This window comes from Thalassospira lucentensis, from assembly GCF_050516545.1.
Classification (GTDB): domain Bacteria; phylum Pseudomonadota; class Alphaproteobacteria; order Rhodospirillales; family Thalassospiraceae; genus Thalassospira; species Thalassospira lucentensis_C.
Map to the genome: position 1 here is coordinate 1954935 of NZ_CP191544.1, position 13328 is coordinate 1968262.

General features: G+C 51.0%; 14 protein-coding genes and 1 tRNA gene. 6 read left to right on the forward strand and 9 right to left on the reverse strand.

Annotated elements, in window-relative coordinates; genetic code table 11:
* Positions 1 to 67 precede the first annotated feature (67 nt).
* Positions 68 to 1042 (reverse strand): DMT family transporter, encoded by a 975-nt coding sequence (locus ACQ0MK_RS09090; RefSeq protein WP_430475738.1) that lies wholly within the window; start codon positions 1040 to 1042, stop codon positions 68 to 70.
* A 370-nt stretch (positions 1043 to 1412) separates the two neighbouring features.
* Between ACQ0MK_RS09090 and ACQ0MK_RS09095 the strand changes: the two genes are divergently transcribed.
* A complete protein-coding gene (locus tag ACQ0MK_RS09095) occupies positions 1413 to 1598 on the forward strand; it encodes a hypothetical protein (protein ID WP_430475739.1) in 186 nt (61 codons plus the stop codon).
* A 164-nt stretch (positions 1599 to 1762) separates the two neighbouring features.
* Positions 1763 to 2206 (forward strand): GNAT family N-acetyltransferase, encoded by a 444-nt coding sequence (locus ACQ0MK_RS09100; protein ID WP_430475740.1) that lies wholly within the window; start codon positions 1763 to 1765, stop codon positions 2204 to 2206.
* A gap of 42 nt (positions 2207 to 2248) precedes the next feature.
* Here the strand turns inward: ACQ0MK_RS09100 and ACQ0MK_RS09105 are convergent, their stop codons facing one another.
* Positions 2249 to 3085: a DUF547 domain-containing protein gene (locus ACQ0MK_RS09105; RefSeq protein WP_430475741.1), complete on the reverse strand. Its 837-nt coding sequence runs from the start codon at positions 3083 to 3085 to the stop codon at positions 2249 to 2251.
* A 136-nt stretch (positions 3086 to 3221) separates the two neighbouring features.
* On the opposite strand from ACQ0MK_RS09105, the gene ACQ0MK_RS09110 reads away from it, so the two are divergent.
* Positions 3222 to 4112 carry a putative metalloprotease CJM1_0395 family protein gene (locus tag ACQ0MK_RS09110; protein WP_430475742.1) on the forward strand — a complete coding sequence of 297 codons (891 nt, stop codon included), beginning with the start codon at positions 3222 to 3224 and terminating at the stop codon, positions 4110 to 4112.
* 185 nt (positions 4113 to 4297) lie between these two features.
* On the opposite strand, the gene pyrC is transcribed toward ACQ0MK_RS09110, so the two are convergent.
* The 4 genes from pyrC to ACQ0MK_RS09130 all read right to left on the reverse strand — a co-directional run bounded on the left by pyrC (position 4298) and on the right by ACQ0MK_RS09130 (position 7595).
* Entirely contained in the window at positions 4298 to 5341 is a 1044-nt protein-coding gene (gene pyrC, locus ACQ0MK_RS09115) for a dihydroorotase (protein WP_430475743.1), read from the reverse strand.
* Positions 5342 to 5478: 137 nt separating this feature from the next.
* Positions 5479 to 5880, reverse strand: a complete 402-nt coding sequence (locus ACQ0MK_RS09120; protein ID WP_430475744.1) for a hypothetical protein — start codon at positions 5878 to 5880, stop codon at positions 5479 to 5481.
* 390 nt (positions 5881 to 6270) lie between these two features.
* Positions 6271 to 7281 carry a serine hydrolase domain-containing protein gene (locus tag ACQ0MK_RS09125; protein ID WP_430475745.1) on the reverse strand — a complete coding sequence of 337 codons (1011 nt, stop codon included), beginning with the start codon at positions 7279 to 7281 and terminating at the stop codon, positions 6271 to 6273.
* A 237-nt stretch (positions 7282 to 7518) separates the two neighbouring features.
* Positions 7519 to 7595 (reverse strand) — tRNA-His (locus ACQ0MK_RS09130).
* 332 nt (positions 7596 to 7927) lie between these two features.
* Between ACQ0MK_RS09130 and ACQ0MK_RS09135 the strand changes: the two genes are divergently transcribed.
* Positions 7928 to 8929 (forward strand): Gfo/Idh/MocA family protein, encoded by a 1002-nt coding sequence (locus ACQ0MK_RS09135; RefSeq protein ID WP_430475746.1) that lies wholly within the window; start codon positions 7928 to 7930, stop codon positions 8927 to 8929.
* 126 nt (positions 8930 to 9055) lie between these two features.
* Here ACQ0MK_RS09135 and ACQ0MK_RS09140 read toward each other — a convergent pair whose 3' ends face one another.
* Complete coding sequence (locus ACQ0MK_RS09140) at positions 9056 to 9652, reverse strand: BglII/BstYI family type II restriction endonuclease (RefSeq protein WP_430475747.1); 597 nt, start codon at positions 9650 to 9652, stop codon at positions 9056 to 9058.
* The gene (locus tag ACQ0MK_RS09145; protein ID WP_430475748.1) at positions 9639 to 9947 is read right to left on the reverse strand and encodes a helix-turn-helix domain-containing protein; all 309 of its coding nucleotides are present in this window, start codon (positions 9945 to 9947) and stop codon (positions 9639 to 9641) included. The genes ACQ0MK_RS09140 and ACQ0MK_RS09145 overlap by 14 nt, the downstream gene beginning before the upstream one ends.
* 45 nt (positions 9948 to 9992) lie before the next feature.
* Here ACQ0MK_RS09145 and ACQ0MK_RS09150 point away from each other — a divergent pair, with 45 nt between their 5' ends.
* The gene (locus ACQ0MK_RS09150; RefSeq protein WP_430475749.1) at positions 9993 to 11201 is read left to right on the forward strand and encodes a DNA adenine methylase; all 1209 of its coding nucleotides are present in this window, start codon (positions 9993 to 9995) and stop codon (positions 11199 to 11201) included.
* A gap of 87 nt (positions 11202 to 11288) precedes the next feature.
* Here the strand turns inward: ACQ0MK_RS09150 and ACQ0MK_RS09155 are convergent, their stop codons facing one another.
* Positions 11289 to 12461: an aminotransferase gene (locus ACQ0MK_RS09155; protein WP_430475750.1), complete on the reverse strand. Its 1173-nt coding sequence runs from the start codon at positions 12459 to 12461 to the stop codon at positions 11289 to 11291.
* Positions 12462 to 12976: 515 nt separating this feature from the next.
* Here ACQ0MK_RS09155 and ACQ0MK_RS09160 point away from each other — a divergent pair.
* Positions 12977 to 13315, forward strand: coding sequence for a P-II family nitrogen regulator (locus tag ACQ0MK_RS09160; RefSeq protein ID WP_007091888.1), 339 nt, complete (start codon positions 12977 to 12979; stop codon positions 13313 to 13315).
* Positions 13316 to 13328 lie beyond the last annotated feature (13 nt).

Here is a 13328-nt window from a genome sequence, read left to right on the forward strand (position 1 = left end):
ATTGACAAATCCCATCCTTCCGCATTGGGCAAGAAAGTTTGAATTTTGCACCGTATTTGGGCTTTTCTTACTGGTGAGACTTGTTTTTTTCGTCTTCGGGCACTTCCATCACCGGCGCAACCGGATCGTTTTTTGCCCCGCTGGCATCCAATGCAACCGATTTACGCGTAAACCGCATTTGCGATGCGGCGATTCCGGCCAGAATAACCGCCAGTGCGACCAGTGCATTTGGCTGGGGGACTTCGCCCAAAACGATAAAACTGATCACGACCCCGACGGCCGGCACCAGATAGTTGTTAAACACCAAGAAACTGGCCCCTGCGATCGCAATCAATTGCAAGATCAGAAACATCGCAATCCCGGTCGGGAACATCCCAAGATACAAGATCGCAAGTGCACCTTCCAAATCCCAATCCATTGTCCAGGGCTGATCAAGGATCAGGGTAAAGGGGATCAACATCGCGGCTGCAAAGGTCAGGATCACGGCGGTCGATCCAATACGCGGCTGATCGCGTAAATTCCGCGCCACCAGCGACGAAATCGCATAGCCAACAGCCGCCACCAGAATGGCAAGCTGGAACAGGAATTCCCCACCCAGCCCCGAAAGCGTTTCCGGCCCGACCAGAACAATCACCCCGATGGTGCCCAGAACCACACCGATGACTTTGCCAAGGCTAAGTTTCTCGTCATGGGTAAAGAAGTGGGCCAGCACCACCGTGGTCAACGGGACGGTCGACATCAGGATTGCGGCCAACCCGGCATCAACGCGGGTTTCGCCGTAACTGATCAAAAAGAATGGAATGGCATTGCCAACCAGCGCGACCAAAAAGGTCGAAACCCATGCGCGCCTGCCTTTTGGCATGTCGGATTTGCGAATAAGGGCAAAGCACCACAAGACAAGGGCAGCAAATGTCAACCGCCCGGCGGCAACCACCAACGGGGAATAGGCATGCACACTGATCTTGATGAAGGTGAACGAACTTCCCCACATCAATGCCAAAATCAGCAGCAATGCATATTCACGAATTCCCGGACGTGTCATCTTCCCAGCCTATTTTTGCCATAGTTGTTGGGCTTTATCACACCCGTGATCAAACCAGTTCACAGCGTTAGAGGCCCGTCAGAAATTAATCAAGAAAATACCATCCCACGGCCATATTGAAACATATATCAGGGTTCAGAATCCTCAACGGAACAATCGGCTTTAAGTAACAACACAACAGCCCGCAACACGACACCAAAACACGCAAAGGACAAAGCCGCACGCAGAGCGTCCGCACCCTGCCCTTAAGGCAGATCAATGCGCCGACGTTATGGAAGTGGAAAAAAGTACAATCTGGACAAGTTTATAGTTGCGAATGATTTGCAATAGCACTACATTACGCACAACAAATAAAAGACCAGGATACGAGATGATGAGTTACGTGGATCAGGAATTGACGGTTGAAGACATGCTTGCCGATCCGATCGTGCAGACATTAATGCGCTATGATGGCATTTCTGCCAGTGACGTTCGTCACACGATTGCACAGGCAACGCAAAATCGTTCTGACAACAGCGATCCAGAACGCACCCATTGGCGCAATCAGGCCGCCTGATTGTATTTGCCACTCCGCCCTTGCGCAGGGTTGATAAAAGCGGATTGGCCCCTGCTGTTTCCTGTAATTGGGCCTTACCCCGGACTACTAGTGCTTTTAGGTTGGAAAAAACGCGGGCAACATTGCCTGCGCCGCCAAAATAACCCAGCCTAAAAGGACCTGTCATGAGCTTTGAAATTCGCCCCATCACACCCACAGATCATGATGTTTGGTTGCCGCTTTGGCACGGGTATCAGGCATTCTATAAAGCCGACATCCCGATTGAGGTCAGCGAAACCACATGGCAGCGCTTTCTTGACCCACAAGAACCCCTTCACGCCGCCCTTGCCTGGCAGGACGGAAAGGCGATCGGCATGGTGCACTGGATTTATCACCCGTCCTGCTGGACGATCGGTGATTATTGTTATCTGCAGGATTTGTTTGTTGCGCCCGATGTGCGCGGCACGGGTGCCGGACGCAAGCTGATTGAGCATGTCTATGATCATGCCAAAGGCGCATCTGCGGCGCGTGTTTACTGGCTAACCCAAGAAGATAACGCAACGGCGATCAAACTCTATGACCGTATCGCGGATCGGCCCGGCTTCGTTCAATATCGCAAGATGCTTTAAGCCCGACATTTGATTCCACGGCCATGCACCTGCTTTGGGGTGTCATGGCCGGGTGTCGTTTAATGCCCAGTCATATTCATACCCGGTAATGTCAAATTCCCTTACATTGCCAAGCATCCCGGTCAATTTTGGCCCGGCAAAGCGCAACAGATGCGCCCTGAAATCCGCATCCCGTTTGCCGAAATCATCGCGATACCAATCATACAGACTTGATAAGACAAAGCCGCCTTCCCCGTCGGGGCGTATGGCGCGGGGATGATTGATGAAATCCGTTGCAGCCTGATCAAGCTGATCGTTCATCCTATCGGCCTGATAGGCGTCCGCCGCCAATGCAGGACAGCCGACCGAGGCACAATTGACCGCATAATGAATGCGCGGATCGTTCCAGATCGGGCGCAGGATGCGGTGTTCGATGTCATCCAGGCTAAGCGTTCTGTTCTCCACCGTGATCAGTTTCTTGCCCCATGGACCAGATGAAAAAAGCCCCGGCGAAATATCGATATCGCGGATAGAGGTCACCGGATAATGATCCAGAACCACCTTCACCGTCAGCGCATTATAAAGATTGATCCAATAGGCCAACTGCTGATCGCGGTTGAACTGATCTATCGGCAGATCAACCATGTTTGCGATATAGGTGCTCACCGCACCTTCACCCGAACCTTGTTCTGCCTTGGCCGCTGCGTAGTCAAAACTGGTGACACCGGGTTCCACCACCGTCAGGTAAAGATCCAGCACCGCCTGCCATGCAGAATGATCAATCACGTCGGTACTTTGCGCGTCATGGGCCTGCCAATCTGGCCATAAATCGGCATCAGGTGCCGCATGGCTGATTGCAGGAAAAAACGCCAAAAACACAACACACAGCAACAAACGCATAATCGGGAAACCATCCAATCGGTGACAGATACGACAGTGATACCTGCCACACCGCCACACCGCCTCATCAAACCGGCGTGATCACAGCCACGGGTCTTCTATACTTTTAACCTTAAGCTGGGTTATAATCACCTTCATGATACAGGCAGGTGCAATACAGGTCATCCCCGGCAGCGGTGGGCAACTTGGCCAAATCATTGCCACGCGCGCCCTGCCCGGCTCCGGGAGCCAACCGCCGACCAATGGGTCGGGCGGAACGGGTATGTCTGCGCCGCAAGCATTGCCTGCTGCGGTTGCCCTTGTCCCACTTGCAAGCAATGCATCCCCCCCATTGCCGCCCGCACAACCATCGGCAAGATCAGATGGTGCAAGCACGAATAGTGGATCGAGCGGATCTAACGACACGGGCCAAGCAGCCGCGCAACAAGCCCCCTCCCCGCCACCGCAACCAGCCCCGGTCAACCGGGCGGCGTCCGTGGTCACGATCATTCAGCAACTTGACCCGCGCGACATTGACGGCCAAGGCGCATCTGATGACATAGACAATCGCAGCCCGACCCAGCGTCAGCAGCAAGAACGTGAAGAAACCCCGGAAAGTGCACGCCAACCGACCGCCAACCCCGCGATTCTGACAGCGAATGAACGCGAAATCGTTCAGGAACTGCGTGCCCGTGATGCCATTGTCCGCACCGAAGAAGAAAGCCATCAGGCCCTTGCCGGTGCCAATGCCGGTATGATCAGCTACAGCTATAGTGCGGGTCCCGACGGGCGGCTTTATGCCACGGGCGGCAAGGTCAGCATCCGGCCGATTCTGGGCCTAGAAGGCGTTGCCGCGATTGCCAATCAGGCCGCGATATCACGCGCGGCATCGGTGCCGGGAAGCTCGGCGGCGGATTTCAATGTTGCCAAGGGGGCATCGCGGAACATTTCGACCATGCTGGCATTGCAGGCCAGTGCGGCAGCGGAAAGTTACCGCATGGTGCTTGGCCTTAATGCCGCACCCAGCAAGATTGATCTCAGCGGTTAAGCCCTATTACCGCCAAAACACGACAGACCGGTCATTCCCGCGACGGCGGGACTCTGTTGCTTGTGCCCAAGACACTAAAAATATCGAGATTCCGGCCCTACGCGGTGCTTCGGCCGGAATGACGGCACCACTAAAAAAGCGGCCCATCAAGGAGCCGCTTTTTGTATGAATAGTCACGAAAATGATCAGGCGTAATGCCAGAAAATGTCAAAACCCGGATTAAACACCGTCACCGGACCTTCGCCGGTTTCGATTTTCTCGGCGAATGTGGCGGGTTCGGCGCGCTTTTCCAACGTGATCATATCGCCATTTAACGGCAAGCCATAAAATTGCGGCCCGTTGATCGAAGCAAAGCCTTCAAGCTTATCAAGCGCACCTTCTTGCTCAAACACATGGGCCAAAAGCTGCACGGTGTTGTTGGCGGTAAAGATACCGGCACAGCCACACGGGCTTTCTTTGCGATCATCGGTATGGGGGGCTGAATCCGTGCCAAGGAAGAACCGCGTATCGCCCGACGTTGCCGCGGCGCGCAGGGCAAGACGGTGCTTTTCACGCTTGGCCACCGGCAGGCAATAGAAATGCGGGTGAATGCCGCCGACCAGAATGGCATTGCGGTTAATGATCAGATGGTGGGTCGTGATGGTCGCCCCCAAATTCTTGTCATTGGCTTTGACATATTCAACGCCGTCTTCGGTTGTGATGTGTTCCATGATCACGCGCAATTCCGGCAAGCGTTTGCGCAATGGATCAAGAACCCGGTCGATAAACACCGCTTCACGGTCAAAAATATCAATGTCCGCATCGGTGACTTCACCGTGAACACATAACGGAATGCCAAGTTCTGCCATGCGTTCCAATGCGGGCATCGCCTTGTCAAAATCACGCACACCACTATCGGAATTGGTCGTTGCCCCGGCGGGATAGAGCTTGAGTGCGGTGATCACACCGGCCTTATAGCCTTCCTCGATATCATCGGGATTGCTGCCCTCGGTCAGATACAACGTCATCAGCGGAGTGAAATCATGGCCTGATGGGATGGCGGCGGTAATCCGGTCGCGATAGGCAACCGCATCATCGGTTTTGACAACCGGCGGCACCAGATTGGGCATGATGATTGCACGGGCAAAATGCGCCGAGGTTTCGCCAATCACACCTTTAAGCATATCGCCATCACGCAGATGCAAATGCCAGTCATCAGGACGGCGAAGGGTAATGCGATTGGTCGACATAGGGCGATCTCCTGGCAAGCAATGAACCCGTTTGGGAAATATGCAGCGTTACCTAACAGATTGGTTAGGAATTGAGAATTCGAAATTCATATGCTGTTAGGATGAGGCAGCGATCCGCAAGATGAAAACTTCCTATGTCAATCAACTTTCGGCATCACTGGTTCAGAGAGGTGCTTTACTTCGTAGAACCTAGAAGCGATCTCACCAATGATCATTCTAATGGCTTCCTTAGTGTTCTCAACAATATCGTTTGCAGAACCAAATCCTAAAACAGCCTGCGAGATGTCCATATCAAGGCCTTCATAAGGTCCATATCCTGTCATTTCGCATTCCACGTGCCTTGCAACGGGATAATCCCCTCCAACCAACCATACAGAGCACGTAATCCTCGCTCTGCGCTTAGTATCGTTTGACGGGTAATTTAGAGTCCTAAGGGCATCGTCGAATTTAAGAACCTCTTGATCAAACTCTGACAAATCATTTCTTAAGCGCATTCGGGTAAATCGCTCAAAATCCTCTTTGTGCTTCTCAAATAGCATTTGGTGGTCGCCAGAATGATAAAACTCCACCCAACTTATTGTGTCAGCGAAGCAGGGCATACGATCACTAAAAGCTGGATAACTGGAATTACACATTTCTCTAGCTTGAACCACATGCTGGAAGGCCAAAATGGCAACAACACACAACACGCATCTAAGAAAAATTGTTCTCATTGCTCCAGCCCATCAGCAGTTTTCACGCGAATATTACCATGAAAACATATACCCAAGATTGGTGCCCTGCAACATACTCCCGCAAGACATGAACCTTTGAAGGAGCACGCTGCGCCACGTCACGGCAAACCAACTAGGGGAAAAGAAAAAGGGGACAGATTTATTTTTCTGCATCCATCCTACCCGCCCCCGTTTCCATCCTCTTTGTCGCTGTTGTCAAGCCAACGAAAGCAAAGGACCCTCAAGCAGGTCCATCAGTTGCCCGAAATATCCGCCTGATCGTGCGGGCGACGTCGGATCAGAGGTGATGACCACCGCCAGATCCTTTTCTGGATGTGCCGCGATGATCTGACCGCCATAGCCGCGTGCGATAATGAAGCCGCTGCGGCTGAGGAACCAGCCATAGCCATAATCAAGACCCGAATAAGGTGATCGGGTGCGGGCTTGGGTTGATTGGCCGATCCAGTCGGCGGGAATGATCTGGTCACCATCGAACCGGCCTTGGTCCCGCATGAGGGCCGCAATGCGCAACATCGCGCGCGGCGTCATCGCCATCTCGTTCCCGCCGAAATAATAGCCTTGCGGATCCTGTGTCCACGCCGGAATTTCAATGCCGAGCGGCTGACCAAGGACCGCGCGCGCCTGCGCGAGCAAGCTTTTTCCTGTCGCGACTGCAAGCACAGCACCAAGGATATGCGTGGTGCCGGTGGAATAGATCATACGACCGCCGGGCGTGGCGACCATGGGGCGGCGCAGTGCAAAGGAAACCCAATTGTCGGAAGTGACCCAAGCGCCGTAGTTGCGCCCTGATGTACCCTCAAGCCCGGCGCGGAGCGTCACCAGATCTTCGATGGTCAGATTTTCTACACCGGGGGTGGCATTCGACGGGATGATAGATGGTGCTATTTCGCCGATGGTGGCCTTGACCGACGGGATCGCCCCTTTCGCGATTGCATTACCCGTCAGCAGACCGATGATGCTTTTCGAGCAGGACTTGATGTTGGCAACCCGATCCAATCCCGGCCCGCGCGGCGCTTCGGCGACGATGATCTCGTCACCGCGTTGTACCAGGATTGCATGAAGCTGGGACATGTTCACGACACGCGAACGGATGTCGGACGGCGTTTGTGCGAAGGCCCGGCCCACAAAGGGTACTGCCACCCCGCCCAGAAAGGTTGCCGAAAAGGCACGGCGGGTCAGCATCGGAAGTGGTCTATCGCTGGGCATATCCATCAATCCTAGAGGTTTGGGATCATATGCGTGCGTGCTCAAAATATTCGCAATCCACATCACCACGGGCTGCGACGCACAACTTTCGAGTTAACCGGCCCGGAAGACAAATCCCTTATTTGGAATTATTTAGTCAACAATGTGACATCAAACCAAAATCGGACAAGACCGTGTAGCAGCGTTTTGTGACCAAAAACGAAAAAGGTCAGGCATTTCTGCCTGACCTTTTCACAATGGGGCGAGTGATGGGGATTGAACCCACGGCCTCCAGTGCCACAAACTGGCGCTCTAACCGACTGAGCTACACCCGCCATCGTGTGGCGCGGTTTATATGGCCCGAGGCCCCCAACGTCAAGCGCATATTTTCACTTTTTTCCGCTGATTCCATCCACAAAGCATAAAGCGCCGATTTTTGCGGTCTTTGGATATTGCCATGCGCAAACCATGATTGATTTGTATCACAATTGCTCCAACCTACCCGTCCGAACATCTTGCATGTGGCGTCATATGGCTTAATTAATTCAATTCAATGACACATCCTGATGATGATCCTTTGGGGCAAACCCATTGGCGGACCGATCATTGAGACTGCCTGTATTAATAAGTATGGGCCACGAATTAGAAAAACAGACGGAGTATCGGAATGAAGTGGGGCATTATCAGCACCGCCAAGATCGGCACGGAGAAAGTTATCCCGGCCATGCAGGAAAGCGATCAGCTGGAAATTCTGGCGATTGCTGGACGCGATCTTGAAAAGACCCGCGAGGTCGCCGAAAATTTGCGTATTCCGCGTGCCTATGGCTCCTACGAGGAGCTCCTGGCTGACCCGTCTATCGAGGCGGTTTACAATCCCCTTCCCAACCATCTTCATGTTGAATGGACGATCAAGGCGCTTGAAGCAGGCAAGCATGTCCTGTGCGAGAAGCCGATTGGACTGGATACCGAAGATGCCAAACGCCTGATCGAAGCCCGCGACAAAAGCGGCAAACAAGTGATCGAGGCCTTTATGGTCCGCCATCACCCGCAATGGCTTGAAGCCCGCAAAATCGTTGAAAGCGGTCAGATTGGCACCCTGACGGCTGTGCAAAGCATCTTTACCTATTTCAATGCGGATCCGAACAATGTGCGGAACAAAAAGGACATTGGCGGCGGCGGATTGCTTGATATCGGCTGTTACTGCATCGTTGGCCCGCGCTTTGTCACCGGCAAAGAACCTGTGCGCGTTGTATCCTTGATGGATAAGGATCCGAAATTTGGCACGGATCGCCTTGTCTCAGGCATGCTTGATTTTGGTTCGGGCCTTCAGGCAAGCTTCGTTTGTGGCACGCAGTCTGCTGCTGTTCAGCGGGTTCATATTCTGGGTTCCGAGGGCCGGATCGAAATTCTGATGCCGTTTAACCCGGCGCCGGAAAATCCGGCAATCATTCGCGTCGCAGGGCAAAAACAGCCCGGCTTTGATGACGCGCGCGAAATCAAATTCCCGGTCTGCAATCACTATACCCTGCAGGGGGAATCTGCGACCGCGATCTTTAAGGGCGAAAGCCCGGTTGATTATCCGATTGAAGACGCGATTTCCAACATGCAGATTTTGGATGCACTTGCCCGGTCCTCGAAAACCGGCAGCTGGGAAATGGTCAATCACTAGCAGAACATAGCAAAGTCTAGTCAAACAAAGAAAGGCCGCTAACAAATGCTAGCGGCCTTTCTTTGTTTTCCGATTCTATTCGAAATATTCTCATAAATCCTAAATTTATTTCAAAATAAAACTTATTTAATCGTCTTCAACAAAGGCCCCCGCCTGAACGGCAAAAACTAGAACCGGACAACCTCCAGCCCCTCCACCCTCAATCTTCGGGACTAACTTATTATAGTGAGTTGTAGATGCACCATACTTACCGCCAATTCCCAAAGGTTTGAAAACGTCGTTTTGCAGCTCACTGTGTCTAGTTACAATAATTCCGACACTGATAGCTCCAAGGGAATGAAGAAGGCGGAAGTTATTTAAATCCCTGTCATAGAACTCAGTTTTATTATTCCATTCAATATCGAGAGCAATACGACCTTTAACACAGTCAATTTTATGGGTTGGTGTTTCGTGAGCTTCACCATCAATAGTTATGATTGTTTCAAACTGCTTTTCTTTCCACCCCAAGCTATACAGCTCATTATCGATATAACCTGAAACATTTGATTTCGCTCCGCCTCCAGCAACAATGTTACTCTTCCTCAACTCAAAGCGGGAAAGAACACCTAGAACATCATTAAACTCTTCCTCGAACTCATATCTTAAAATAGCAATTGCATGCCGCCACTCTCTGATATGAAATTTTCGTCTAAAGTCGGCGTTAAAATATCTATTTATGCTCATTATTCCCCTCAACCAGACTGAGTTCTTTTTCATATAAGAACACAAAGGAACTCAGATCTGTACCGCAGGCGATTACTACCTTTCTTATCTCAGGCAATGTTAGACGCCGCTCCCCGCTCTCATACTTAGAAACGTAGCTCTGAGGCTTATCCAGCAGTGACGCCAACTGCTTTTGAGTCAGCTGAGCATCAGACCTCGCTAATGTAAGTAGCTCTTGTAGAATTACGTTTTGGGCCCCCCAAGGGTTTGAAACCATTGGCACACCTCCCATTTGACCTTTGGAGACATTTAGCATATGATCGACAATATCCCGATTTGGGATTTAGTTTGCGAGGCCTAAATGAATTTTATCCCGAAAACAAAACCAATAATTGAGGCGAATTACCCTAGCCTCATAAAGTATATGGGCTCAAAATCAAAAATCATGGATTTCGTCATTAAAGGAATCAATGAAGTACATGAGGATGGCTCGATCCTGGACCTTTTTGCCGGAAGCGCTTCACTCGCAGGCGCCATAGGTCAGCAGTGTACTGTTCATTCGAACGACATCCAAGCATACTCAAGCATTCTTGCTGATACCTATAACCGAGCTTACAAAACTGAAGGCACACCTTCAGCTGAATCCATCATAAATCAAGCTGCGGACACTGTCAGAGCACTTGAACAAAAAGTTCCCATATTGGTCAGCTTTGACAAAGACTTAGACCTAAAAACCTTCCAAAGCCTTGAGGACCAGCAAAAACGCATAATTGACATTGAATTTAGCGCCGAATGGCACCTATTTACTAAAAATTACTCCGGGACTTGGTGGAGTCTAGAACAATGCATGTGGATTGATGCTATTCGTGGCATAGCAGAAAAACACCGCAAGACAGGTCACTTCTCAATTATATTATCAGCACTGATGTATGCGATGGCTTATGCCAGCCAAGGCACAGGCCATTATGCTCAATACCGAGATGCGAAGACGAACTCATCATTGAGAGACATCCTGATTTACCGCAGACGGTCGGTCGCTGATTATTTCACAAAAAAGTACAACGACCTTCTGAACTTTGTACCCACAGCACCATCAAAGTTATCTCATAAATCCACTCAGTTGGATTTCAAAGGATGTTTAAGAAATCACAAAGGCGGAACCGTTTACGCTGACCCACCCTATTGTTTTGTCCACTACAGTAGGTTTTATCACGCCCTTGAAACGCTAGTTTTGTACGATTACCCAGAACTACAGATCAAAGGCGATAAGGTCGTAAAGGGCCGATATCGCGATAATCGACACCAATCTCCATTTTGCATAAAAACCAAAGTTAAAAAATCCTTCGAAGATTTATTCAAAGGCGTCAGATCAAGTTGTTCTAATTTGGTATTGAGCTACAGCAACACGGGCATGATTAGTATCGAAGAAGTCGCAATTATTGGGTCAAAAATATTTCCAGATCACAAGCTTCAACTACTAACAACTGACCACATGCACATGACGCTGGGCCGGAAGAACGATCGCCAAAGGGAGGTAAAAGAATGCTTGATCTTACTGAAAAACCGATAAGCTAAAGCTATTAAGTTTAAGTTCGAAAGCGAAGGAGCGAGCAGAATGCTCGCGCCTTCATTGTATTGCAAAACATTAGAGCGCTGCTTATTTCGCAAAGGCCTTTTTCATGCGTTCAATGGCTTCGGCCATTTTTGCCTCTTCCTTACAGAAGCAGAAGCGAACGAAATAGCGCACACCGCCGTCTTCGCCCTGATAGAAGGCGGAAACAGGGATCGCGACGACACCGGCTTCTTTGATCATGATCTGACAGAATTCGACATCGTCACAATCATAGCCAAGCGGGCGGAAATCGCAGCTGATGAAATAAGTGCCTTGTGAATCAAGCACATCAAATCCGACTTCCTTGAGCCCCTTCATCAGGAAATCACGCTTGGCCTGCATTTCGGCCGTGAAGTTTTCGAAATATTCGTCGTCCTTGTTCAGACCATAGGCCACACCATGCTGCAATCCCGGTGGCACGGTGAAGACCAAGAACTGATGCGCCTTTTTGATTGGCTCCATCAATCTGGCACAGGCGGTGACATATCCGATTTTCCAGCCGGTCAGTGAAAAGGTCTTACCGGCCGATCCAATGCGCACGGTACGGTCATGCATGCCCGGAAACGTCATCAGCGGTTTGTGCGTGCGGCCATCAAAGACAAGATGTTCATAAACTTCGTCACACAGCGCAATCACGTCATGCTTGATGCACAAATCGGCAATGAATTGCAGTTCTTCGTCGCCATAAACCTTTGAACACGGGTTTTGCGGCGAGTTGATCAGGATCAGTTTGCTTTTTTCCGAGAAGGCTGCGGCCAATTCTTCGCGTGGCAAGTCCCATTTTGGCGGGGTAACGCGGACCAGCTTGGGAATTCCCCCGGCCAGCTTTACGATCGGAAGATAGCTGTCATAAAGCGGTTCGATCAGGATGACTTCATCACCCGGCGCAACCAGACCAAGGATGACATCGGCCAATCCTTCGGTCGCGCCGACAGCCACCAGCACTTCTGTTTTGGGATCAACATCAATGCCGTAAAACCGTTTGTTATGGTCGGCAACGGCTTGCAGTAATTCGGGAACACCGGCAAGCGGGGGATACTGATTGGACAGCTCCATCGTTGCGCGGGCCGCCGCTTCGCGAATGTCGGCCGGGCCGTCGGTATCTGGTGCGCCCTGCCCCAGATTGATGGCCTGATGTTTCTGGGCCAGTTCGTTCATCACTTCAAAGATCGTGATCCCGCCCGAAGCGAAAAGAGGATTGCCGACGAATTCGGTCATGAGGCGTCCTTTATATTACATTCAATTACCGACAAGCCCCGGATGGTGGCGCCCGGTTCCTGTCTGATCCTGATTTTAAGCCCAATCGCACTTCACACATATGCAGCACGACCCAAAAGCCATGGTCGTTATATCAAATCTGCGAGTCTTCTCATCGATATGTCGATACACCGATGATTTGGCAAATATGCATAGCAAACAGGGTCCTGTCGCGACAAATTCTGTCGCATGACTGCTTTTCCTTGGCAAGCATTCTGCGATCTTGGTCACGCTGCATACATCTATATCGCTTACGGCGCATACGTTTGCATATTTTTTGAACAGCCTGCCTAAAACTAAGTCACTCGCACTCAATAAAATATTAAAAATACTATGGGTTTTGCTGGGTTTTCACGGCAAGAATCCTTAGAATGCCGTGGCGGACCTGAATTGGCATGGTCCGTGCAATAGTCATTGCGCGAAGCATTATGCTTTCCGAGTTCTACGCAACTCTCGCAAAAAGCAGAGGGCGCTTAATGAAAAAGATCGAAGCCATCATCAAGCCATTCAAGCTTGACGAGGTAAAAGAGGCCCTTCAAGAGATCGGCCTCAAAGGGATTACTGTCACCGAAGCCAAAGGTTTCGGACGTCAGAAAGGTCACACGGAGCTGTATCGCGGCGCCGAATATGTTGTGGACTTTCTGCCGAAGGTAAAGCTGGAAATCGTTGTCGAGGACACGCTTGTCGAGCGTGCGATTGAGGCAATCCAGCAAGCCGCTCATACCGGTCGTATCGGGGATGGTAAAATTTTCGTTTCCTCACTCGAGGACGCGATCCGTATTCGTACCGGTGAACGTGGCAACGACGCGATCTGATCGGTCTTGCCCG